The organism is Streptococcus sp. FDAARGOS_522 (assembly GCF_003812445.1).
In the GTDB taxonomy this organism is placed as follows: domain Bacteria; phylum Bacillota; class Bacilli; order Lactobacillales; family Streptococcaceae; genus Streptococcus; species Streptococcus agalactiae.
Genome location: NZ_CP033808.1, coordinates 1,425,458 through 1,447,500, shown reverse-complemented (window position 1 = coordinate 1,447,500; position 22,043 = coordinate 1,425,458). Strand labels below are relative to the sequence as shown.

At 35.9% G+C, this 22,043-nt stretch carries 22 protein-coding genes and 1 tRNA gene; 22 read left to right on the top strand and 1 reads right to left on the bottom strand.

The features are described from left to right. Nucleotides 1–713: 713 nt before the first annotated feature. The 15 genes from EGX70_RS07375 to EGX70_RS07305 all read left to right on the top strand — a co-directional run bounded on the left by EGX70_RS07375 (nucleotide 714) and on the right by EGX70_RS07305 (nucleotide 13,877). The gene (locus EGX70_RS07375; protein WP_000161851.1) at nucleotides 714–1,265 is read left to right on the top strand and encodes a nucleotidyltransferase family protein; all 552 of its coding nucleotides are present in this window, start codon (nucleotides 714–716) and stop codon (nucleotides 1,263–1,265) included. A 219-nt stretch (nucleotides 1,266–1,484) separates the two neighbouring features. Then, nucleotides 1,485–1,904, top strand: coding sequence for a YjdF family protein (locus tag EGX70_RS07370; protein WP_000784700.1), 420 nt, complete (start codon nucleotides 1,485–1,487; stop codon nucleotides 1,902–1,904). A gap of 199 nt (nucleotides 1,905–2,103) precedes the next feature. Next, a complete protein-coding gene (locus tag EGX70_RS07365; RefSeq protein ID WP_001204194.1) occupies nucleotides 2,104–2,583 on the top strand; it encodes a sigma-70 family RNA polymerase sigma factor in 480 nt (159 codons plus the stop codon). 121 nt (nucleotides 2,584–2,704) lie between these two features. Next, complete coding sequence (locus EGX70_RS07360; RefSeq protein WP_000049272.1) at nucleotides 2,705–3,397, top strand: histidine phosphatase family protein; 693 nt, start codon at nucleotides 2,705–2,707, stop codon at nucleotides 3,395–3,397. Next, nucleotides 3,394–4,146: a M15 family metallopeptidase gene (locus EGX70_RS07355; protein WP_000739660.1), complete on the top strand. Its 753-nt coding sequence runs from the start codon at nucleotides 3,394–3,396 to the stop codon at nucleotides 4,144–4,146. Before EGX70_RS07360 ends, EGX70_RS07355 begins: the two co-directional genes overlap by 4 nt. Continuing rightward, entirely contained in the window at nucleotides 4,143–4,718 is a 576-nt protein-coding gene (locus tag EGX70_RS07350) for a glycoside hydrolase family 73 protein (protein ID WP_001231504.1), read from the top strand. The genes EGX70_RS07355 and EGX70_RS07350 overlap by 4 nt, the downstream gene beginning before the upstream one ends. Nucleotides 4,719–4,860: 142 nt before the next feature. Continuing rightward, a complete protein-coding gene (hrcA, locus tag EGX70_RS07345) occupies nucleotides 4,861–5,895 on the top strand; it encodes a heat-inducible transcriptional repressor HrcA (protein ID WP_016480012.1) in 1,035 nt (344 codons plus the stop codon). A gap of 2 nt (nucleotides 5,896–5,897) precedes the next feature. Further along, a complete protein-coding gene (gene grpE / locus EGX70_RS07340; RefSeq protein ID WP_001865751.1) occupies nucleotides 5,898–6,470 on the top strand; it encodes a nucleotide exchange factor GrpE in 573 nt (190 codons plus the stop codon). Between the two features lie 180 nt (nucleotides 6,471–6,650). After that, complete coding sequence (gene dnaK, locus EGX70_RS07335; protein ID WP_000034648.1) at nucleotides 6,651–8,480, top strand: molecular chaperone DnaK; 1,830 nt, start codon at nucleotides 6,651–6,653, stop codon at nucleotides 8,478–8,480. A gap of 288 nt (nucleotides 8,481–8,768) precedes the next feature. Beyond that, nucleotides 8,769–9,908: a molecular chaperone DnaJ gene (gene dnaJ / locus EGX70_RS07330; protein WP_001066287.1), complete on the top strand. Its 1,140-nt coding sequence runs from the start codon at nucleotides 8,769–8,771 to the stop codon at nucleotides 9,906–9,908. Between the two features lie 113 nt (nucleotides 9,909–10,021). Beyond that, the gene (locus EGX70_RS07325) at nucleotides 10,022–11,269 is read left to right on the top strand and encodes a PLP-dependent aminotransferase family protein (RefSeq protein WP_000256871.1); all 1,248 of its coding nucleotides are present in this window, start codon (nucleotides 10,022–10,024) and stop codon (nucleotides 11,267–11,269) included. 70 nt (nucleotides 11,270–11,339) lie between these two features. Continuing rightward, entirely contained in the window at nucleotides 11,340–12,116 is a 777-nt protein-coding gene (gene truA, locus EGX70_RS07320; protein ID WP_000199167.1) for a tRNA pseudouridine(38-40) synthase TruA, read from the top strand. Continuing rightward, complete coding sequence (locus EGX70_RS07315; protein WP_000857673.1) at nucleotides 12,079–12,837, top strand: bifunctional hydroxymethylpyrimidine kinase/phosphomethylpyrimidine kinase; 759 nt, start codon at nucleotides 12,079–12,081, stop codon at nucleotides 12,835–12,837. Before truA ends, EGX70_RS07315 begins: the two co-directional genes overlap by 38 nt. A 9-nt stretch (nucleotides 12,838–12,846) precedes the next feature. Beyond that, the gene (locus EGX70_RS07310) at nucleotides 12,847–13,311 is read left to right on the top strand and encodes an ECF transporter S component (protein ID WP_001224406.1); all 465 of its coding nucleotides are present in this window, start codon (nucleotides 12,847–12,849) and stop codon (nucleotides 13,309–13,311) included. Beyond that, nucleotides 13,308–13,877 (top strand): TIGR01440 family protein, encoded by a 570-nt coding sequence (locus EGX70_RS07305; RefSeq protein ID WP_000599671.1) that lies wholly within the window; start codon nucleotides 13,308–13,310, stop codon nucleotides 13,875–13,877. Before EGX70_RS07310 ends, EGX70_RS07305 begins: the two co-directional genes overlap by 4 nt. A 36-nt stretch (nucleotides 13,878–13,913) precedes the next feature. On the opposite strand, the gene EGX70_RS07300 is transcribed toward EGX70_RS07305, so the two are convergent. Next, a complete protein-coding gene (locus EGX70_RS07300; protein WP_000631144.1) occupies nucleotides 13,914–14,756 on the bottom strand; it encodes a mechanosensitive ion channel family protein in 843 nt (280 codons plus the stop codon). 156 nt (nucleotides 14,757–14,912) lie between these two features. Here EGX70_RS07300 and tig point away from each other — a divergent pair, with 156 nt between their 5' ends. The 7 genes from tig (at nucleotide 14,913) to radA (ending at nucleotide 22,039) form a co-directional block, all read left to right on the top strand. Continuing rightward, entirely contained in the window at nucleotides 14,913–16,196 is a 1,284-nt protein-coding gene (tig, locus tag EGX70_RS07295; protein WP_000107750.1) for a trigger factor, read from the top strand. A 188-nt stretch (nucleotides 16,197–16,384) separates the two neighbouring features. Then, nucleotides 16,385–16,960: a DNA-directed RNA polymerase subunit delta gene (rpoE, locus tag EGX70_RS07290; protein ID WP_000418426.1), complete on the top strand. Its 576-nt coding sequence runs from the start codon at nucleotides 16,385–16,387 to the stop codon at nucleotides 16,958–16,960. A 272-nt stretch (nucleotides 16,961–17,232) separates the two neighbouring features. Next, nucleotides 17,233–18,837 carry a CTP synthase gene (locus tag EGX70_RS07285; protein WP_000170435.1) on the top strand — a complete coding sequence of 535 codons (1,605 nt, stop codon included), beginning with the start codon at nucleotides 17,233–17,235 and terminating at the stop codon, nucleotides 18,835–18,837. 108 nt (nucleotides 18,838–18,945) lie between these two features. Continuing rightward, nucleotides 18,946–19,872: an alpha/beta hydrolase gene (locus EGX70_RS07280; RefSeq protein ID WP_123948051.1), complete on the top strand. Its 927-nt coding sequence runs from the start codon at nucleotides 18,946–18,948 to the stop codon at nucleotides 19,870–19,872. A 46-nt stretch (nucleotides 19,873–19,918) separates the two neighbouring features. Further along, nucleotides 19,919–20,004: transfer RNA gene (locus EGX70_RS07275), tRNA-Leu, on the top strand. A gap of 62 nt (nucleotides 20,005–20,066) precedes the next feature. Beyond that, nucleotides 20,067–20,513: a dUTP diphosphatase gene (locus EGX70_RS07270; RefSeq protein ID WP_000049186.1), complete on the top strand. Its 447-nt coding sequence runs from the start codon at nucleotides 20,067–20,069 to the stop codon at nucleotides 20,511–20,513. 161 nt (nucleotides 20,514–20,674) lie between these two features. Further along, nucleotides 20,675–22,039: a DNA repair protein RadA gene (gene radA / locus EGX70_RS07265; RefSeq protein ID WP_001085195.1), complete on the top strand. Its 1,365-nt coding sequence runs from the start codon at nucleotides 20,675–20,677 to the stop codon at nucleotides 22,037–22,039. Nucleotides 22,040–22,043 lie beyond the last annotated feature (4 nt).

Sequence of the window (22,043 nt, the reverse complement as noted above, 5' to 3'; positions counted from 1 at the left end):
AAACCTTGTTAAATCAAGGTCTGTTTGCTTTTAAAAGTGACATGTTATTTTTCTAAAAATGAGATTATTGGGATTCCTCATTCTAAGTTACTTTGTTTATATGTACCTTTACTTAAGGTTTATTTTCATTATTTTTAATTTAATATTTTGGAGTATGTATGCTCCATTATAGTATTTTCGAAGACATCTTTAAAAGGACTGTAGAAGTTAAAATATTTTAACCTAGTATCTAACGTCATATATTGGTACATAGTTTTAAGTATCCTTTTGATAACCTTGTACATATGAAATAGGCTAGATATTTTTAGTGAACTAAATGTAAGTTTATTGCTTGTATTAGGCGGGATAACAATATTGTTGTTTTTATTCTTTCTGAGTAATGGTTTATTAATCATGTAATTATTCTGGTATCAAATGATACTTTTAATATTCCAGTTTGTCAATAAATCATCAATGTAATTCTTTTCATCAAAAGCGATCCCTTTATCTAGTTGATTTAATATGTTAACTTGATGATTGTTCTTCTTGCTTAATATATGGGATAATAATTATCTTAAATTGACACTTGGAGCATTCAATCACGTGATGTAATAACTAAAAATTGTTTAAAATTTAAGGATGTATTTCTTGTTGATCTTACTATCTGATCTAATAATAGTATATAATAAGATTAAAATTTAAACATTGTCTGGAGATGTAGCAAAGGAGATAAAATGACTAAAATTTATCATATGATTTTATGTAATTCTGATATAATGAAGATTTTAGCTATAATAAAATCTCTTCCACTGAATGATTGTTGGCTGTGTGCTGGCACATTGAGAAACTTTGTATGGAATAAACTTTCTGGAATAAATGAGACATTGACATCAGATATTGATGTTGTATTTTTTGATAAAAATATTTCTTATGAAGAAACGGTGGTATTAGAACAACAATTAAAGGATAACTATCCACAGTACGATTGGGAACTTAAAAATGAATTTTACATGAACACTCATTCTCCTAATACCCCAAAGTATACTAGCTCTAAAGATGCTATTTCAAAATTTCCTGAAAAGTGTACTGCAGTGGGAGCAAGGTTAGATGATAGAAATCAACTCGAACTTTACCTCCCTTATGGTGAAGAGGAAATATTAAATTTCATTGTTAGTCCTACGCCATATTTTGAAGAGGATCTATTACGTTATAATGTTTATTTGAAGCGAGTGGATAAGAAGAAATGGAATAATATTTGGCCTCGTTTAACAATCATAAAAAAATGATAACGTTACTGGAGTTGGCTTAACAGCTTTTAAATTTTTAGACTGACAAATAGTATAGACCTTTAATAAGGTCGTTTATCGATAATCATAGTGTACTGTGTTATAATCGTTATAGCATAAAAACACGTTGCAGTTGGTAGTCTGCAAGCGTTCAGTGAACGTCAGTAACCTTCCCTCCAGGTCGTCCATTGCAATTTAATATTTAAAGGAGGGGGCTGTATGAAAATGACAGTCTATTTTGATGGTAATTTTTGGTTGGGTTTGATTGAGTACGATGATGATGGTGATTACAAAGTTTTTCGGTATTTTTTTGGAAAAGAACCTAAAGATGATGATGTTTTTAATTTTATAAATCATAAACTTAATGATTTGATAAAAAAATATGAGTTTGTTAAAACGGATATTTCTCTAAAGCGTACGAATGAACACAAAAAAAGTCCTAAAAGAATGCAAAGAGAAATTAATAGAGAAAAACGTAAGCCAGTAGTATCTACAAAAGCGCAATTGGCGATGAAAACTATTCATATGAGTATAAAAAACGAACGTCAATTAAGTCAGAAATGTAAGAAAAATGAGTTAAGAAAACATCGGTACCAATTAAAACAAGAAAAACGTTACCAAAAGAAAAAAGGACATTGATTGTGTCATCATATAAAAAGCTTGAGAGTGTCATCTCAAGCTTTTTATATGTTAACTAATATGAGTCACTAAATAGTCTGATAATGCTCAATTAATGTGTTTGGGGAAAAAATCATTTCCTTAAAGGACACCATTGTCATGTTGTTATCACCTTACTTTTTTTATACTTAGTATATGTTTAAGAAAGGAATAAGTTGTTTTGAGAGATTTTGAGGAGTTGTTTGATAAAGTAAAGCCAATCGTAATGAAGCTGAGAAGAAATTATTTTGTTCAACTTTGGGAATATGATGATTGGATTCAAGAAGGACGTATTGTACTTTTTAGGTTGCTTGAAGAGCATCCGTATTTATTGGATAATGAAAGCAAACTATTCATTTACTTTAAAACAAAATTTTCAAATTATTTAAACGATGTATTAAGACACCAAGATTGTCAAAAGCGACAATTTAATAAAATGCCTTATGAAGAAATAAGTGAAGTTAGTCACTATGTTAAGAGTAAAGGACTAGTTTTAGATGACTATATTGCTTATCGTGATACTTTAACAAAAGTGGAAGAAACTTTGTCAGATATTGATAAAGAAAAATTTGAAAAACTGATTAGTGGTGAACGTTTTGCGGGGAAGAAACAATTCATACGAGATATTCAACCTTTTTTCAATGCTTTTAAAGCGGATTAATCGATTTTATTTCTGCAGTAGATAGCTGCAGAATTTTTTTATAGGGAAAGTTCGCTGATATATTCCTGTGAAAGCCTTTGTTTTTTGTTATAATATAATAAAATGCTTGTGAGGTGTCAGTATGAGTAAAGTTCGTTTATATATCGCTCGTCATGGTAAAACAATGTTTAATACAATTGGTCGCGCTCAGGGGTGGAGTGATACTCCTTTAACTACTTTTGGAGAACTCGGGATTAAAGAGCTTGGTTTGGGACTAAAGGCTTCAAATATTAGTTTTAAAGAGGCTTTTTCTAGTGATAGTGGACGTACTTTACAAACTATGGAAATTATTCTCAGGGAAGTGCAACAAGAAAATATTCCCTATACGAGAGATAAACGAATCCGCGAGTGGTGCTTTGGTAGTTTGGATGGAGGATATGATGGCGACCTTTTTAATGGCGTTCTGCCTCGAGTTTCAAACGGAGATATGAGCCATTTGACACACGAAGAAATTGCTAATTTGATTTGTCAAGTTGATACGGCTGGCTGGGCAGAACCGTGGGCAATATTGAGTAACCGTATTCTGTCAGGCTTCACTGCTATAGCTAAAAAAATAGAGGATATTGGGGGAGGTAATGCGATTGTTGTCAGTCATGGGATGACTATTGCGACTTTTTTATGGTTAATCGACCATAGTACCCCTCGTAGTTTAGGCTTAGATAATGGTAGTGTCTCAGTCGTTGATTTTGAAGATGGAACATTTTCTATTCAATCTATTGGGGATATGTCCTATCGAGAAAAAGGAAGAGAAATTTTAGAAAAAACATTGCAATGAAAAAAAATAAAATTATCCGATTCAGTTTAGTTGGTGTTCTACTTGCGATACTATGCTTTAGTCTTTTTGCTTTATTGAAGCCTAACAGTCAACAATCATCATCTCAAAAGTTGAGGAATGAGGATATAAAAAAGATATCCTCTCAAAAAAGAAATAAGAAATTACAATTACCAGCTGTATCATCAAAAGATTGGAACTTGATTTTGGTCAATCGTGACCATAAACATGAAGAATTAAGTCCAGATGTGGTTCCTGTTGAAAATATTTATTTGGATAAACGTATTACGAAGCAAGCTACTCAGTTTTTAGAGGCTGCTAGAGCAATTGATTCACGAGAACATTTAATTTCGGGTTATCGTAGTGTTGCCTATCAGGAGAAGTTGTTCAATTCTTATGTTACTCAAGAGATGACTAGTAACCCTAATTTGACGAGGGGACAAGCAGAAAAGTTGGTAAAAACTTACTCTCAGCCTGCAGGTGCTAGTGAACACCAGACTGGATTAGCGATGGATATGAGTACTGTAGATTCTTTGAATGAGAGCGATCCTAGAGTAGTCAGTCAGTTGAAAAAGATAGCTCCACAATATGGTTTTGTCTTACGGTTTCCGGATGGTAAAACAGCAGAAACAGGGGTAGGTTATGAAGATTGGCATTACCGCTATGTTGGGGTAGAGTCTGCAAAATATATGGCCAAACATCATTTAACATTAGAAGAATACATAACTTTATTAAAGGAGAATAACCAATGAGGAAACGTTTTTCCTTGCTAAATTTTATTGTTGTTACTTTTATTTTCTTTTTCTTTATTCTTTTTCCGCTTTTAAACCATAAGGGAAAAGTAGATGCTAATTCTAGGCAGAGTGTTACCTACACCAAAGAAGAATTTATACAAAAAATTGTGCCAGATGCGCAAGATCTAGGAAAGTCGTACGGTATTCGTCCTTCATTTATTATTGCACAGGCGGCTTTGGATTCTGATTTCGGAGAGAAAATATTAGCTAATAAGTATCATAATCTGTTTGGTTTGCTTGCAGAACCAGGAACGCCCTCAATTACCTTAAATGATAGTAGTACAGGAAAAAAACAGGAAAAGCAATTTACTCATTATAAATCTTGGAAGTATTCAATGTATGATTACCTTGCTCATATAAAATCTGGAGCGACAGGCAAAAAAGATTCATATACTATAATGGTGTCTGTTAAAAATCCAAAAACTTTAGTGCAAAAATTACAAGATAGTGGTTTTGATAATGACAAAAAGTACGCTAAAAAAATGACGGAAATCATTGATTTGTATGATTTAACAAGATATGATAAGTGATATTAGCACTCTTTGAATAAGAGTGCTAATTTTTGATGTTTTTTCCTTGACTATCTTTTAAAAAGGAGTATAATAAAATCATAGTTAGCAGTCGATGTGTAAGAGTGCTAATTTCAGAAAGACCGAGAGGGGTGATGTTTTTGTGATTACACAACGTCAAAATGATATTTTGAATTTAATCGTTGAGTTATTTACACAAACTCATGAACCAGTAGGGTCTAAAGCTTTACAGAGAACGATTGATTCTAGTAGCGCCACTATTCGTAATGATATGGCAAAACTAGAGAAGTTGGGGTTATTGGAAAAAGCACACACTTCTAGTGGACGGATGCCGAGTCCAGCTGGTTTTAAGTATTTTGTAGAGCACTCCCTTAGACTAGATAGTATTGATGAGCAAGATATTTATCATGTTATAAAAGCTTTTGACTTTGAAGCATTCAAATTAGAAGACATGCTTCAAAAAGCTAGTCATATTTTATCGGAGATGACGGGCTATACATCCGTTATTTTAGATGTGGAGCCAGCTCGTCAACGTTTGACAGGGTTTGATGTTGTTCAGCTTAGCAACCATGATGCTCTAGCAGTCATGACTTTAGATGAATCTAAGCCAGTGACAGTGCAGTTTGCTATTCCAAGAAACTTTTTGACACGTGACTTGATAGCATTTAAAGCTATCGTAGAGGAGCGCTTGCTGGATGGTAGTGTCATAGATATTCATTATAAGTTGAGGACAGAAATTCCTCAGATCGTTCAGAAGTATTTTGTAACTACGGATAATGTTTTACAACTATTTGATTATGTTTTTTCAGAGCTGTTTCTGGAAACGGTATTTGTAGCTGGCAAGGTAAATTCTTTAACGTATTCAGATCTATCAACGTATCAGTTTTTGGATAATGAGCAGCAAGTAGCGATTTCTTTGAGGCAAAGTCTGAAAGAGGGTGAGATGGCTTCTGTCCAAGTGGCAGATAGTCAAGAAGCCGCACTTGCAGATGTGTCAGTTTTAACTCACAAATTTTTGATTCCTTACCGTGGATTTGGACTCCTGAGTTTGATTGGTCCTATTGATATGGATTATCGTAGGTCTGTTAGTTTGGTAAACATTATCGGAAAGGTATTGGCTGCTAAATTAGGTGATTATTATCGATACCTAAATTCTAACCATTATGAAGTTCACTGATAATGGCAGTATTCAATAAGTTATTTAAAAGGAGGCACTCAGTGTCAGAAGAAATTAAAAAAGACGATTTACAGGAAGAAGTGGAAGCCACTGAAACTGAAGAGACAGTTGAGGAAGTTATTGAAGAAATTCCTGAAAAATCAGAGTTAGAACTCGCAAACGAGCGTGCTGATGAGTTTGAAAATAAATACTTGCGAGCTCATGCAGAAATGCAGAATATACAACGTCGCTCTAGTGAAGAACGTCAACAACTTCAACGCTATCGTTCTCAGGATCTGGCAAAAGCAATCTTACCATCGCTTGACAATCTAGAACGTGCCTTGGCTGTTGAAGGGTTGACAGATGATGTTAAAAAAGGTTTAGAAATGACTCGTGATAGCCTTATTCAAGCACTAAAGGAAGAAGGCGTAGAAGAAGTAGAAGTCGACTCATTTGACCACAACTTTCATATGGCAGTTCAGACTCTCCCAGCCGATGATGAACATCCAGCCGATAGCATTGCAGAAGTCTTTCAAAAGGGATATAAATTGCACGAGCGTCTGCTAAGACCAGCGATGGTAGTTGTCTATAACTAAGGTAAATGAGTTTTCGTTTTTGTCCGTAATGACAGTAAACTAGATAGCAAGTTAGAAGCTATTCAGCTTGCTGATTAAACTATAGTGATTGCTTAGAATTGGAAGTAAAATAATTCGAGTGCTTACTAAGATAAATTGAAATAAAAAGTAATAAAGTATTATAAAATAAGAGGTATTAACATGTCTAAAATTATTGGTATTGACTTAGGTACAACAAACTCAGCAGTAGCAGTTCTTGAAGGGACTGAATCAAAAATCATTGCTAACCCAGAAGGCAATCGTACAACTCCTTCAGTAGTATCATTCAAAAATGGTGAAATTATCGTGGGTGATGCTGCAAAACGTCAAGCGGTAACAAATCCAGATACTGTTATCTCTATCAAATCAAAGATGGGAACTTCTGAAAAAGTTTCTGCAAATGGTAAAGAATATACTCCTCAAGAAATTTCAGCAATGATTCTTCAATACCTTAAAGGTTATGCTGAAGACTATCTTGGAGAAAAAGTAGAAAAAGCAGTTATTACTGTTCCAGCTTACTTCAACGATGCACAACGTCAGGCAACTAAAGACGCTGGTAAAATTGCAGGTCTTGAAGTAGAACGTATCGTTAACGAACCAACAGCAGCCGCACTTGCTTATGGTATGGACAAGACTGACAAGGATGAAAAAATCTTAGTTTTTGACCTTGGTGGTGGTACATTTGACGTATCAATCCTTGAATTAGGTGATGGTGTCTTCGACGTTCTTGCAACAGCAGGTGATAACAAACTTGGTGGTGACGACTTTGACCAGAAAATTATTGATTTCTTGGTAGAAGAATTCAAGAAAGAAAATGGTATTGATCTTTCTCAAGACAAAATGGCTCTTCAACGCTTGAAAGATGCTGCTGAAAAAGCTAAAAAAGACCTTTCAGGTGTAACTCAAACTCAAATTTCATTACCGTTCATCACTGCTGGTTCTGCTGGTCCTCTTCACTTGGAGATGAGCTTATCACGTGCTAAATTTGACGATCTCACTCGTGACCTTGTTGAACGTACGAAAACTCCAGTTCGTCAAGCTCTTTCAGATGCAGGCTTGTCATTGTCAGAAATTGATGAAGTTATCCTCGTTGGTGGATCAACACGTATCCCAGCAGTTGTTGAAGCTGTAAAAGCTGAAACTGGTAAAGAACCAAATAAATCTGTTAACCCTGATGAAGTGGTTGCTATGGGTGCTGCTATCCAAGGTGGTGTTATCACTGGGGATGTGAAAGACGTTGTACTTCTTGACGTAACACCATTGTCACTTGGTATCGAAACAATGGGTGGTGTCTTCACTAAATTGATCGACCGCAACACAACAATCCCAACATCTAAATCACAAGTCTTCTCAACAGCAGCAGACAACCAACCAGCCGTTGATATCCATGTTCTTCAAGGTGAACGCCCAATGGCAGCAGATAACAAAACACTCGGTCGCTTCCAATTGACTGATATCCCAGCTGCACCTCGTGGAATCCCACAAATTGAAGTAACATTTGATATCGATAAAAATGGTATTGTATCTGTTAAAGCTAAAGATCTCGGTACTCAAAAAGAACAACACATTGTTATCCAATCTAATTCAGGATTAACTGATGAAGAAATTGATAAAATGATGAAAGATGCTGAAGCAAATGCTGAAGCAGATGCAAAACGTAAAGAAGAAGTTGATCTTAAAAATGAAGTTGACCAAGCCATCTTTGCAACAGAAAAAACTATTAAAGAAACTGAAGGCAAAGGCTTTGATACAGAACGTGATGCAGCGCAATCAGCACTTGATGAGTTGAAAAAAGCTCAAGAATCAGGTAACCTTGACGACATGAAAGCTAAACTTGAAGCTCTTAACGAAAAAGCACAAGCTCTTGCAGTTAAACTTTACGAACAAGCGGCTGCAGCACAACAAGCAGCTCAAGGGGCTGAAGGTGCACAATCAGCTGATTCATCAAGCAAGGGTGATGATGTTGTAGATGGCGAATTCACTGAGAAATAATTATTAATATTGTTCAGATTCATTTGAATATAAGCATGAAAACTATACTAGCATAGTAAAGTTCTTCGTGATAGGGGTTGCTCAATAATCTAGATAAGTTTCAGATTACATAAGCTAATTTCGCTATCACTAAATAAAAACATATTAATAATAAATAGGCGGGGCGCCTCGCTCCGTCTGTTTTATTAAGTGTCATATATATGTTAACTATTTAGAGCTGTAACTGGGCAAGAATAATTGTTAATCTCTTCAAGTGTAGTATATGAACAAAATATAAAGGATTAGATAATGAACAATACAGAATTTTATGATCGTCTTGGCGTTTCAAAAGATGCTTCTCAGGACGAAATAAAAAAAGCTTACCGTAGGATGTCTAAGAAATACCATCCAGATATTAATAAGGAGACGGGAGCAGAGGAAAAATATAAAGAGGTTCAAGAAGCTTATGAAACCTTGAGTGATACACAAAAACGTGCTGCCTATGATCAATATGGCGCTGCTGGGGCAAATGGCGGTTTTGGTGGCTTCGATGGTGGCGGTTTTGGTGGCTTCGATGGTGGTGGCTTTGGTGGTTTTGAAGACATCTTCTCAAGCTTTTTTGGTGGAGGAGGGATGCGCAATCCTAATGCACCACGTCAAGGAGATGACCTACAATATCGTGTTAATTTAAGTTTTGAAGAAGCTATCTTTGGAGCTGAAAAAGAAGTATCTTATAATCGGGAGTCATCATGTCATACTTGTTCAGGAAGTGGAGCTAAGCCAGGTACTAGCCCTGTGACTTGTCAAAAGTGTCATGGTTCGGGTGTGATTAATGTTGATACACAAACACCTCTAGGAACAATGCGTCGCCAAGTGACTTGTGATGTTTGTCAGGGTAGTGGTCAAGAAATCAAAGAGAAATGTCCAACATGTCATGGAACTGGTCATGAGAAGAAGACGCATAAAGTATCAGTTAAAATACCTGCAGGAGTTGAAACTGGGCAACAAATTCGTTTAACAGGACAAGGTGAAGCTGGCTTCAATGGTGGTCCTTATGGTGATCTCTTTGTTATTATTAACGTTCTCCCAAGCCAACAGTTTGAGCGTAATGGATCAACAATTTATTATACTTTGAATATTAGCTTTGTCCAAGCTGCTTTGGGTGATACAATTGATATACCTACTGTCCATGGAGCGGTAGAAATGTCAATTCCTGCTGGTACTCAGACAGGAAAAACGTTTCGTCTTCGCGGAAAAGGTGCCCCTAAACTTCGAGGGGGTGGACAAGGTGATCAGCATGTTACTGTTAACATCGTAACTCCTACTAAATTGAATGATGCTCAAAAAGAGGCATTGCACGCTTTTGCAGAGGCAAGTGGAGATAAGATGGTACATCCGAAGAAGAAAGGTTTCTTTGATAAAGTCAAAGATGCTTTAGATGTTGATTAAAAAATAAAAGTCTAGAATCGAAAGTATTCTAGACTTTTTTGTATTGCTAGAGGGATTGCTTGAACCTAAATTTTACAGTACAATGAATCTAATATTGTAGGGGGACAATTTTTATGGTAACCAAAGTTGAAGAGATTCGCTCATATTTGATAGCTTCTATACAAAATGGTAAGTTGGCTCCAGGAGATCGCCTACCATCTATAAGACAGTTAGCTAATCAATTTTCCTGTAACAAAGATACAGTGCAACGAGTTTTGATGGAATTGCGTTTTGATAATTATATCTATGCAAAGCCTAGGTCAGGCTATTACGTCTTTGATTCTCATCAAGAGGAAGTTGAAGAAGGGGTTAGTTTACCAAACTCTGAGATTGCAAATATAGCTTATGATGATTTTAGATTGTGTTTGAATGAGACCCTTATTGGTAGGGAAGATTACCTTTTCAATTATTACTATCGTCAAGAAGGTCTTCTTGATTTAAGTAAAGCAGTGGCTAAATTAATGGAAGAAACAGGGGTCTATGTTCCCCTTGATGATATTGTTATTACGGCTGGTACTCAACAGGCATTATTTATTTTGACACAGGTTACCTTTCCAAATCGAAAATCTCGAGTTTTAATAGAAGAACCGACCTATCCTCGTATGATTGAACTAATCAAAACACAAAATTTACCCTATGAAACTATTTCTCGAGGTACTCATGGAATTGATTTTCAGCGTTTAGAGGAGATTTTCCAGACACAATCAATTAAGTTTTTTTATGTTATACCTCGCATGCATAATCCTTTGGGAACATCCTATAATCCGGTAGAGATGAAAAGATTAATAGAGATGGCAGAGAAGTATGATGTTTATATTGTGGAAGATGACTATATGTCTGATTTTGCAAGTCAGTCACCATTACATTATTATGATACTCACGGGCGTGTTATTTATCTAAAATCTTTTTCAAAGGCTATTTTCCCTGCTTTAAGATTAGCTGCGATTTGTTTACCACAAGCTTTAAAATCAACATTTATGGCTTACAAGAAGTTGATGGATTATGATACTAATCTGATTTTACAAAAAGCATTAGCGCTTTATATTGAAAATGGCCTTTATGCTAAGAATAGTCAATATTTGAAATATCGTTATCAGAAAGACCTTGCAAATTCAAAATCTATTTTAGCTGATCACCCTAATCTACCCTCATATAGTTTACATCACGATAGTGTATTATTTGATTGTTCGAAACTCGATAACTTTAAAATATTACGGCAATACGGCGATACTTTGGAAAATTATTTTTGTCAAAAATCGCATCAATCTCTCTTACAAGTAAAAAATGATTCCTGCTTAAAGCAGTTCTTGGGATCGTTGTAGTATAATTGTAGGGGGACAGTTTAAAATAGATAATATAGTTTTCATAAATGAAAGGTGGTAAAATAAACCCATGACAAGGTATAAGGCACAGATTTCTTATGATGGTTCAGCTTTTTCAGGCTTCCAAAGACAACCAAATTGTAGGACAGTTCAAGAAGAAATTGAGAGAACTCTTAAGCGCCTAAATAGCGGGAACGATGTGATAATCCATGGTGCTGGTCGCACAGATGTTGGTGTTCATGCTTATGGACAAGTTATCCATTTTGATTTACCACAGGCGCGTGATGTAGAAAAATTACGCTTTGGTTTAGATACACAGTGTCCAGACGATATTGATATTGTCAAAGTAGAGCAAGTGTCTGATGATTTTCATTGTCGATATGATAAACACATTAAAACTTATGAGTTTTTAGTGGATATCGGTAGGCCGAAAAATCCTATGATGAGAAACTATGCAACACATTACCCTTATCCTGTCATTATTGAGCTTATGCAAGAAGCTATTAAAGATTTAGTAGGTACCCATGACTTTACAGGCTTTACTGCTTCAGGTACGAGTGTAGAAAATAAAGTACGTACTATTTTTGATGCGAAAATTCAGTTTGAAGCGTCTAAAAATCTTTTAATTTTTACCTTTACAGGAAATGGTTTTTTGTATAAACAGGTGCGTAATATGGTTGGTACCCTGCTAAAAATTGGTAATGGACGCATGCCTATTAGCCAAATCAAAACAATTTTACAGGCTAAAAATCGGGATTTAGCAGGTCCAACTGCGGCAGGAAATGGTTTATATTTGAAGGAGATTATTTATGAAGACGAGGAATGTTTTAGCAATTTCAGGAAATGATATTTTCTCTGGCGGCGGCTTGCATGCAGATTTAGCAACTTACGTTGTTAATAAATTACATGGTTTTGTGGCAGTAACATGCTTAACAGCAATGTCAGATAAAGGGTTTGAAGTCATTCCTATAGAGGCATCTATACTAAAGCAGCAACTAGAAAGTTTAAAAGATGTAGAGTTTGGGTCTATTAAACTAGGATTGCTTCCCAATGTAGAAACAGCACAAGTTGTTTTGGAATTTGTAAAATCAAAACAAGAATGTCCAGTAGTCTTAGACACAGTCTTAGTTTGTAAAGAAAATCATGATTTAGAAGTTAGCCAATTACGTGAGCAGCTAATTGCGTTTTTCCCATATGCTGATGTGATTACTCCTAATTTAGTAGAGGCTCAATTATTGACGGGTCTTTCGATTGAAAACTTAGATCAAATGAAAATTGCTGCTGAGAAACTTTACGATATGGGAGCTAAACATGTTGTTATCAAAGGGGGCAACCGTTTAAATGCTGAAGAGGCTACAGACCTTTACTATGATGGTGAACGTTTTGAAACCTATGTTTTTCCTGTAGTAGATGCCAATAATACAGGTGCTGGATGTACATTTGCGTCAAGTATTGCCAGCCAATTAGCTATGGGTAAAAATGTAGAAGATGCAGTCAAAATGTCTAAAGGTTTCGTCTATCAAGCTATTAAAGCATCGGATAAGTACGGAGTTGTCCAACATTTTTAGGAGATTTTAATGAGGAAAGAGAAAACTAGTCAATTGGTTCAATTGGCAATTGTAACAGCTATATCTATTGTATTGGGGATGTTTATAAGTATTCCGACACCAACAGGTTTTTTGACATTACTAGATGCTGGAATATTCTTTGCTGCCTTTTACTTTGGCAAAAAAGAAGGGGCTGTGGTAGGTGCCTTAGCTGGTTTTTTAATTGATTTATTGAAAGGTTATCCCAATTGGATGTTCTTTAGTTTATTGATTCATGGGACGCAAGGGTATTTAGCGGGTTTACCAGGTAGAAGACGTCTTTTAGGTCTTATTAGTGCAACTCTTGTTATGGTATTAGGTTATGCTATAGCTAGTGGATTGATGTATGGTTGGGGAGCTGTTCTACCAGATATTCCTGGCAATATTATGCAAAATATGGTTGGTATGGTTGTTGGTTTTGCTCTTAATAAGTCTCTAGAAAGAGTGAAGAAATGATACTAGATTATAATAAGTTAAAGCAGGAAACTAAAGCTATTGTAGTTGATATTATTGAACGTAGCGCTCTTAAAAAAGGTCAAATTTTTGTACTAGGTCTATCATCTAGTGAGGTTTCTGGTGGTTTAATTGGAAAAAATTCTAGTTCTGAAATTGGTGAAATTATCGTTGAAGTTATCCTCAAAGAGTTACATTCACGCGGCATCTATTTAGCAGTTCAAGGTTGTGAACATGTTAATAGGGCGTTGGTTGTTGAAGCAGAATTGGCTGAACGTCAACAGTTGGAAGTCGTTAATGTTGTTCCTAATCTACATGCTGGCGGTAGTGGTCAGGTTGCAGCTTTTAAGTTGATGACATCACCAGTTGAGGTTGAAGAAATTGTGGCACATGCTGGAATTGATATTGGAGATACTTCTATTGGAATGCATATCAAGAGAGTACAAGTTCCCTTGATTCCAATTAGTCGTGAGTTGGGAGGAGCACACGTTACAGCACTAGCTAGTCGTCCTAAATTAATTGGCGGTGCTAGAGCAGGATATACGAGCGATCCAATCCGTAAATTTTAAATTAAACCTCTGCTCTGCAGAGGTTTATTATTTATCTCAACGAGAGTGGTTATTGGAGAAATTGTACGTTGGTAAGTCAATACCTTCTTCAAGAATAGCTTTTTGATAAAGTTTGTAAAATTCAGCATAGATGTCAAACTGAGCACCGTTTTGCGTGAAGATATTAATACGATAAACAAATTGACCATTAGCATTGGTTGTAGGACCAAAAACAGTAGGCTCTCCAACGATAGCAGGGTGTTTTGAAACATACTCTTCATTGATTTTTGTTACAATATCAGAAATCTGATCAAGGTTTGTATGAACAAATAAAGGAATATCAATTTGAGCACGCATATTGCTACGAGACTTATTGCTGACAATTGTAATATTACGATTAGGAATGAAGTGCAAGGTTCCATCGAAATCATGAATTTGTGTGGTGCGTATCCCAACATTAGTAACAGTGCCTGATACAGTACCAACATTAATAATATCACCAACATCAAATTGGTTTTCTAGCAGAATAAAAAAGCCATTGACAACATCTGATAAGAAGCCTTGAGCACCAAGTCCAATAGCAACCCCAGCAATACCAGCCCCAGCTAATAAACTAGAAATTGGAACGCCCAATATACTTAAAATCCAATAGAATAGAAAGAAATAAAGGGTATAGTTTAAAACATTGTGAGAAAGTTTAGCTAATGTTTTTTGACGAGCTACTTTTTGTCTAGAAAAGGCGAGTGAGCGATTAACAGTCTTTTCGAAAAGATAATTGATGACTTGCCTAACGATAACGAATGCAATGATTAATAATAAGATTGATATTAGTTTGGTGAAGAAAGTAAATAAAACTTCCTCTACATTAAGATGGTCTATAAATTTTTCTAAAGTAATCATAGTAATAGTCTAGTAAAAAAAAAGCCATAGAGCAAGTATTTTAAAAGCTTATCGTTAAGCAGTTTAAAGCTTCTTTTTTGCATAAAAACTTTGTAAAACGTTTTAAATTATGGTAAACTAAACTGTATCTAAATAATTTTAAGGAGAAATGACTTAATGTCTACATCATTTGAAAATAAAGCTACAAACCGTGGTATTATCACATTTACAATTAGTCAAGATGAGATCAAGCCAGCTCTTGATCAAGCATTCAACAAAGTAAAAAAAGATTTGAACGTTCCAGGATTCCGTAAAGGACATATGCCTCGTACAGTTTTCAACCAAAAATTTGGTGAAGAAGCACTCTACGAAAATGCATTGAATTTAGTGTTGCCAAAGGCTTACGAAGCAGCTGTTGCAGAACTTGGTTTAGACGTTGTTGCTCAACCAAAAATTGATGTTGTATCAATGGAAAAAGGTCAAGATTGGAAGTTGACAGCTGAAGTTGTTACAAAACCAGAAGTTAAACTTGGAGATTACAAAGACCTTTCAGTAGAAGTTGATGCTTCAAAAGAAGTTTCAGATGAAGAAGTTGATGCTAAAGTTGAACGTGAGCGTAACAACCTTGCAGAATTGACTGTTAAAGATGGTGAAGCAGCACAAGGTGATACAGTTGTTATTGACTTTGTAGGTTCAGTTGATGGTGTTGAATTTGATGGTGGTAAAGGAGATAACTTCTCACTTGAACTTGGTTCAGGTCAATTTATCCCAGGATTTGAAGAACAATTAGTAGGTTCTAAAGCTGGTCAAACTGTAGACGTTAATGTAACATTCCCAGAAGATTATCAAGCAGAAGATCTTGCTGGTAAAGATGCTAAATTTGTTACAACAATTCATGAAGTAAAAACTAAAGAAGTTCCAGCACTTGATGATGAACTTGCAAAAGATATTGATGATGAAGTTGAAACACTTGATGAGTTGAAAGCGAAATATCGCAAAGAGCTAGAATCAGCAAAAGAAATTGCATTTGATGATGCAGTTGAAGGTGCAGCAATCGAATTAGCTGTTGCCAATGCAGAAATTGTTGAATTACCAGAAGAAATGGTCCATGATGAAGTACATCGTGCTATGAATGAGTTCATGGGTAATATGCAACGTCAAGGAATTTCACCAGAAATGTACTTCCAATTAACAGGTACAACTGAAGAAGACCTTCATAAGCAATACCAAGCAGATGCTGACAAACGCGTTAAAACTAACCTTGTTATCGAAGCAATTGCAGCTGCAGAAGGCTTTGAAGCAACAGATGAAGAAATCGAAAAAGAAATCACAGATCTTGCTTCAGAATACAATATGGAAGCTGACCAAGTACGCGGTCTACTTTCAGCAGATATGCTTAAACATGATATTGCAATGAAAAAAGCGGTTGACGTTATCACTAGCTCAGCTACTGTAAAATAATTGCTTATTAAATTTTGAAAAGATTGGGCTTCCCAGTCTTTTTATTTGTGATTATTCTTTTGACGAATAGCTAAAAATAGCGTAAAATAGTAAATAGCGAAAATTTGAAAATATGACTTATCTATTTTCTATCTATAAAGAATATTGCTAAACAAAATGATAGTCTTACACAATTAAGGAGAATAACTTTGGAATTAGAAGTATTTGCTGGGCAAGAAAAAAGTGAACTTTCGATGATTGAAGTTGCTCGCGCTATTTTAGAGCAACGTGGTCGTGATAACGAAATGTACTTCAGCGATTTGGTAAATGATATTCAAACCTACCTTGGAAAATCTGACTCAGCAATCCGTGAGTCATTGCCATTTTTCTATTCAGATTTGAATACAGACGGAAGTTTTATTCCACTTGGCGAAAACAAATGGGGACTTCGTTCATGGTATGCTATCGATGAAATTGACGAGGAAATCATCACTCTTGAAGAAGATGAAGATGGCGCTCCAAAACGTAAGAAGAAACGTGTCAATGCTTTCATGGATGGTGATGAAGATGCTATTGATTACAATGATGATGATCCAGAAGATGAAGATTTCACAGAAGAAACACCAAGTTTAGAATATGATGAAGAAAACCCTGACGATGAAAAATCAGAGGTAGAATCGTATGATTCTGAGATTAATGAAATCATTCCTGATGAAGATTTAGATGAGGATGTAGAAATCAACGAAGAAGACGATGAAGAGGAAGAAGAGGAAGAAGAGGTTTAGACGGGGATTTTGTATTTGACAAATAGTCAGATATAGTTTAAACTATTATTCGGGCACCTCTTATGAGGTCAGATAAAGCTCCCTAGTGATAGGGGGCTATTTGGTTTTTGGGAAAGATACAGAATGGTTCCAGATAGTTTTCTGAGTAGGCCCTTGATCAGATAGTTTCTACTAGTTTTGACTAGAGAAGCTGGTATTATTTATCAATCATGTGTTTTGGGTTTTACCCGTAAACTAACTGTTAGATTAACATTTAATTTAAGGAGTTTTTAATGACAAAGTATATTTTTGTTACAGGTGGTGTGGTCTCTTCTATTGGTAAGGGGATTGTTGCAGCAAGTCTTGGGCGCTTACTAAAAAACCGTGGGCTAAAGGTGACAATTCAAAAATTTGATCCATATATTAATATTGACCCAGGGACAATGAGCCCTTATCAACATGGAGAAGTTTATGTTACAGATGATGGTGCAGAAACTGACCTTGACCTTGGACACTACGAGCGTTTTATTGATATTAACTTAAACAAATATTCAAATGTTACAACGGGTAAGATTTATAGTGAAGTTCTTAAAAAAGAACGCCGTGGAGAATACCTTGGTGCAACTGTTCAAGTTATCCCACACGTTACAGATGCTTTGAAAGAAAAAATTAAACGTGCTGCGACAACTACAGATTCAGATGTTATTATTACTGAAGTTGGCGGTACTGTTGGAGATATTGAGAGCCTTCCGTTTTTAGAAGCACTTCGTCAAATGAAGGCAGATGTTGGTTCTGATAATGTTATGTACATTCATACAACGTTATTACCATACCTAAAGGCTGCCGGCGAAATGAAAACAAAACCGACTCAACATTCTGTTAAAGAGTTACGTGGCCTAGGTATCCAACCTAATATGCTTGTTATCCGTACAGAGCAACCAGCAGGTCAAAGTATTAAGAATAAATTGGCACAATTTTGTGATGTTGCACCAGAGGCTGTTATAGAGTCCCTTGACGTTGACCATATTTATCAAATTCCACTTAACATGCAAGCTCAAAATATGGATCAAATTGTTTGTGATCACTTGAAGCTTGAGACACCTGCTGCTGATATGACAGAATGGTCAGCAATGGTTGATAAAGTAATGAACCTTGAGAAAAAAGTTAAAATTGCATTGGTTGGTAAATATGTTGAATTACCTGATGCCTACCTTTCAGTTGTGGAAGCCCTTAAGCACTCAGGGTACGTCAACGATGTTGCTATTGATCTAAAATGGGTAAATGCTGCTGAAGTGACAGAAGATAATATTAAAGAACTTGTCGGAGATGCAGATGGTATCATCGTTCCTGGTGGATTTGGCCAAAGAGGTAGTGAGGGTAAAATTGAAGCAATTCGCTATGCACGTGAAAATGATGTTCCAATGCTTGGTGTTTGTCTCGGAATGCAGCTAACTTGTGTCGAATTTGCGCGTAATGTTTTAAACCTTCATGGAGCTAATTCAGCAGAGCTTGACCCTAAAACACCGTTCCCAATCATTGATATCATGCGTGATCAAATCGATATTGAAGATATGGGTGGTACACTTCGCCTTGGTCTATATCCATGTAAATTGAAATCAGGTTCAAGAGCTGCGGCAGCTTATAATAATCAAGAAGTTGTCCAACGTCGTCACCGTCACCGTTATGAATTTAATACAAAATTCCGTGAGCAATTTGAGGCTGCTGGATTTGTCTTCTCAGGGGTATCACCGGATAATCGTTTGATGGAAGTTGTTGAGTTACCAGAGAAAAAATTCTTTGTTGCAGCACAATACCATCCAGAATTACAATCACGTCCTAACCATGCTGAAGAGCTTTACACAGCTTTTGTAACCGCAGCAGTTGAAAATATGAAATAACTTTATCGCCTCCCAGTATTAGGAGGCGATTTTATTTTTTTAGATAGTTTCACTATCAAAGTATCATTAGCTCTTTTCTTTTTCTAAAAATAAGGTATAATAGGTTGCATGAAAAAGATTCGATTATCAAAGTTTATTAAAATGATTGTTGTTATTTTGTTTTTAATTAGTGTAGCAGCTAGTTTTTATTTTTTCCACGTTGCCCAAGTTCGAGATGATAAATCCTTTATTTCAAATGGTCAACGTAAGCCTGGAAACTCTTTATATGCTTATGATAAATCCTTTGATAAGCTATTAAAGCAAAAAATAGAAATGACAAACCAAAATATAAAGCAAGTTGCTTGGTATGTTCCTGCTGTTAAGAAAACTCATAAGACAGCTGTTGTCGTTCATGGTTTTGCGAATAGCAAAGAGAATATGAAGGCATATGGTTGGCTGTTTCATAAGTTAGGATACAATGTTCTTATGCCTGACAATATTGCACATGGTGAAAGTCATGGGCAGTTGATAGGCTATGGCTGGAACGACCGCGAGAACATTATCAAATGGACAGAAATGATAGTTGATAAGAATCCATCAAGCCAAATTACTTTATTTGGTGTTTCAATGGGTGGAGCAACAGTCATGATGGCTAGTGGTGAAAAATTACCTAGTCAGGTTGTTAATATCATTGAAGATTGCGGTTATTCTAGTGTTTGGGATGAATTAAAATTTCAGGCTAAAGAGATGTATGGTTTACCAGCCTTCCCACTCTTATATGAAGTTTCAACAATTTCTAAAATCAGAGCAGGTTTTTCGTATGGACAAGCAAGTAGTGTCGAACAATTGAAAAAGAATAATTTACCAGCCCTCTTTATTCATGGTGATAAGGATAATTTTGTTCCAACAAGTATGGTTTATGACAACTATAAAGCTACAGCAGGTAAGAAAGAGCTTTATATTGTAAAAGGGGCAAAACATGCGAAATCTTTTGAAACAGAGCCAGAAAAATATGAGAAACGTATCTCTAGTTTTTGGAAAAAATATGAAAAATAATATTGACAACAATATGATAAGTTGATATAATTTATTATGTTGTTAAGCGGGGATGGCGGAATTGGCAGACGCGCAAGACTAAGGATCTTGTGACCGCTTTTGGTCGTGAGGGTTCAAGTCCCTCTCTCCGCAGACTAGTCGAGTTCATTTGGAACTCGACTTTTTGCATATTTAAGATAAAGATGGAGTATCACATGTCAAAAGTACGTGGCTTTGAATTAGTTAGCCAATTTAGCAATAAAGAGTTATTACCAAAACGAGAAACAGCTCACGCAGCTGGCTATGATTTAAAAGTAGCTAAAAAAACGGTTATTGAACCTGGTGAAATTACATTGGTCCCGACCGGTATTAAAGCATACATGCAACCAGGGGAGGTCCTGTACCTTTATGATCGTTCATCGAATCCACGTAAAAAAGGGATTGTCCTAATAAATTCAGTTGGTGTTATTGATGGTGACTACTATAATAACCAAGTCAATGAAGGACATATTTTTGCACAGATGCAAAATATTACTGATCAGGCTGTTATTTTAGAAGAAGGGGAACGGATTGTTCAGGCTGTTTTTGCCCCATTCTTATTGGCAGATGACGATCAGGCTACAGGAATGCGTACAGGTGGTTTTGGTAGTACTGGAAAATAAAATTATTTTACGAATAATGTTAGAAAAGGCTAGACTTACTTCTTAGCCTTTTTTGATGAGAGTAAACTTATATTTTCTCTAACTTGGTGTGATATAATGAGTGTACTAGTTATTTGGTACCAAGCTATCATATTAATTTAGAAGTTATAAAGGAGGCCTGAGTGGCTAAGAAAAAATCAGTCTTCACCTGTCAAGAGTGTGGTTACCAATCACCTAAGTATTTGGGACGTTGTCCAAATTGCTCAGCCTGGTCTTCATTTGTAGAAGAGGTTGAAGTTCAAGAAGTTAAAAATGCACGAGTTAGTTTGAACGGTGAAAAGTCCCGACCGACGAAGTTAAAAGATGTTTCCTCAATTAACTATTCTAGAACTAAGACTGATATGGATGAATTTAACCGTGTTCTAGGAGGCGGTGTTGTACCAGGAAGTTTGGTTCTGATTGGAGGAGACCCTGGGATAGGTAAATCTACTTTATTACTACAAGTATCAACTCAGCTAGCTAATAAAGGTACAGTATTATATGTCTCAGGTGAGGAATCTGCAGAACAGATTAAGTTACGAAGTGAGCGTCTAGGCGATATCGATAATGAATTTTACCTTTATGCCGAGACTAATATGCAAAGTATTCGGTCGGAGATTGAGAAGATTAAACCAGATTTTCTTATTATTGATTCTATACAAACTATTATGAGTCCCGAAGTATCAAGTGTCCAAGGCTCTGTTAGCCAAGTTCGCGAAGTGACCGCTGAATTGATGCAGTTAGCTAAAACTAATAATATTGCTACTTTTATTGTAGGTCATGTGACTAAGGAGGGAACATTAGCAGGCCCTCGAATGCTAGAACATATGGTGGATACGGTTCTTTATTTTGAAGGGGAGCGTCATCACACGTTCCGTATTTTACGGGCAGTCAAAAACCGTTTTGGTTCGACCAATGAAATAGGTATCTTTGAAATGCAGTCGGGTGGTCTAGTTGAAGTTTTGAATCCAAGTCAAGTTTTTCTTGAAGAACGTTTAGACGGTGCAACAGGATCTGCTATTGTTGTTACTATGGAAGGAACAAGGCCTATTTTAGCAGAGGTTCAAGCTTTAGTGACTCCGACTGTTTTTGGAAATGCTAAGCGTACAACAACAGGTCTTGACTTTAATCGTGTCAGTCTTATTATGGCAGTTCTAGAAAAACGTTGTGGTTTATTGCTTCAAAATCAAGATGCCTATTTAAAATCAGCGGGTGGTGTTAAATTGGATGAACCAGCAATTGATTTAGCTGTTGCTGTAGCTATTGCTTCCAGTTACAAAGAAAAACCCACAAATCCACAAGAATCATTTATTGGAGAAATTGGACTCACTGGTGAGATTCGTCGCGTGACACGTATTGAGCAACGTATTAATGAGGCTAGTAAATTGGGCTTTACTAAAATTTACGCACCAAAGAATTCTCTAGCTGGGATTGAAATACCTAAAGGCATTGATGTTATTGGTGTGACAACTGTTAGTCAGGTCTTAAAAGCAGTGTTTTCAACATAATGAT

Bases quoted from the DNA above. Each gene is read 5' to 3' on its own strand.
- dnaJ (WP_001066287.1), top strand. From the start codon at position 8,769: ATGAACAATACAGAATTTTATGATCGTCTTGGCGTTTCAAAAGATGCT.
- EGX70_RS07270 (WP_000049186.1), top strand. From the start codon at position 20,067: ATGTCAAAAGTACGTGGCTTTGAATTAGTTAGCCAATTTAGCAATAAA.
- grpE (WP_001865751.1), top strand. From the start codon at position 5,898: ATGGCAGTATTCAATAAGTTATTTAAAAGGAGGCACTCAGTGTCAGAA.
- EGX70_RS07360 (WP_000049272.1), top strand. From the start codon at position 2,705: ATGAGTAAAGTTCGTTTATATATCGCTCGTCATGGTAAAACAATGTTT.
- tig (WP_000107750.1), top strand. From the start codon at position 14,913: ATGTCTACATCATTTGAAAATAAAGCTACAAACCGTGGTATTATCACA.
- EGX70_RS07325 (WP_000256871.1), top strand. From the start codon at position 10,022: ATGGTAACCAAAGTTGAAGAGATTCGCTCATATTTGATAGCTTCTATA.
- EGX70_RS07315 (WP_000857673.1), top strand. From the start codon at position 12,079: ATGAAGACGAGGAATGTTTTAGCAATTTCAGGAAATGATATTTTCTCT.
- EGX70_RS07310 (WP_001224406.1), top strand. From the start codon at position 12,847: ATGAGGAAAGAGAAAACTAGTCAATTGGTTCAATTGGCAATTGTAACA.
- EGX70_RS07355 (WP_000739660.1), top strand. From the start codon at position 3,394: ATGAAAAAAAATAAAATTATCCGATTCAGTTTAGTTGGTGTTCTACTT.
- EGX70_RS07375 (WP_000161851.1), top strand. From the start codon at position 714: ATGACTAAAATTTATCATATGATTTTATGTAATTCTGATATAATGAAG.
- EGX70_RS07300 (WP_000631144.1), bottom strand. From the start codon at position 14,756: ATGATTACTTTAGAAAAATTTATAGACCATCTTAATGTAGAGGAAGTT.
- truA (WP_000199167.1), top strand. From the start codon at position 11,340: ATGACAAGGTATAAGGCACAGATTTCTTATGATGGTTCAGCTTTTTCA.
- EGX70_RS07285 (WP_000170435.1), top strand. From the start codon at position 17,233: ATGACAAAGTATATTTTTGTTACAGGTGGTGTGGTCTCTTCTATTGGT.
- EGX70_RS07350 (WP_001231504.1), top strand. From the start codon at position 4,143: ATGAGGAAACGTTTTTCCTTGCTAAATTTTATTGTTGTTACTTTTATT.
- EGX70_RS07370 (WP_000784700.1), top strand. From the start codon at position 1,485: ATGAAAATGACAGTCTATTTTGATGGTAATTTTTGGTTGGGTTTGATT.
- EGX70_RS07280 (WP_123948051.1), top strand. From the start codon at position 18,946: ATGAAAAAGATTCGATTATCAAAGTTTATTAAAATGATTGTTGTTATT.
- EGX70_RS07305 (WP_000599671.1), top strand. From the start codon at position 13,308: ATGATACTAGATTATAATAAGTTAAAGCAGGAAACTAAAGCTATTGTA.
- dnaK (WP_000034648.1), top strand. From the start codon at position 6,651: ATGTCTAAAATTATTGGTATTGACTTAGGTACAACAAACTCAGCAGTA.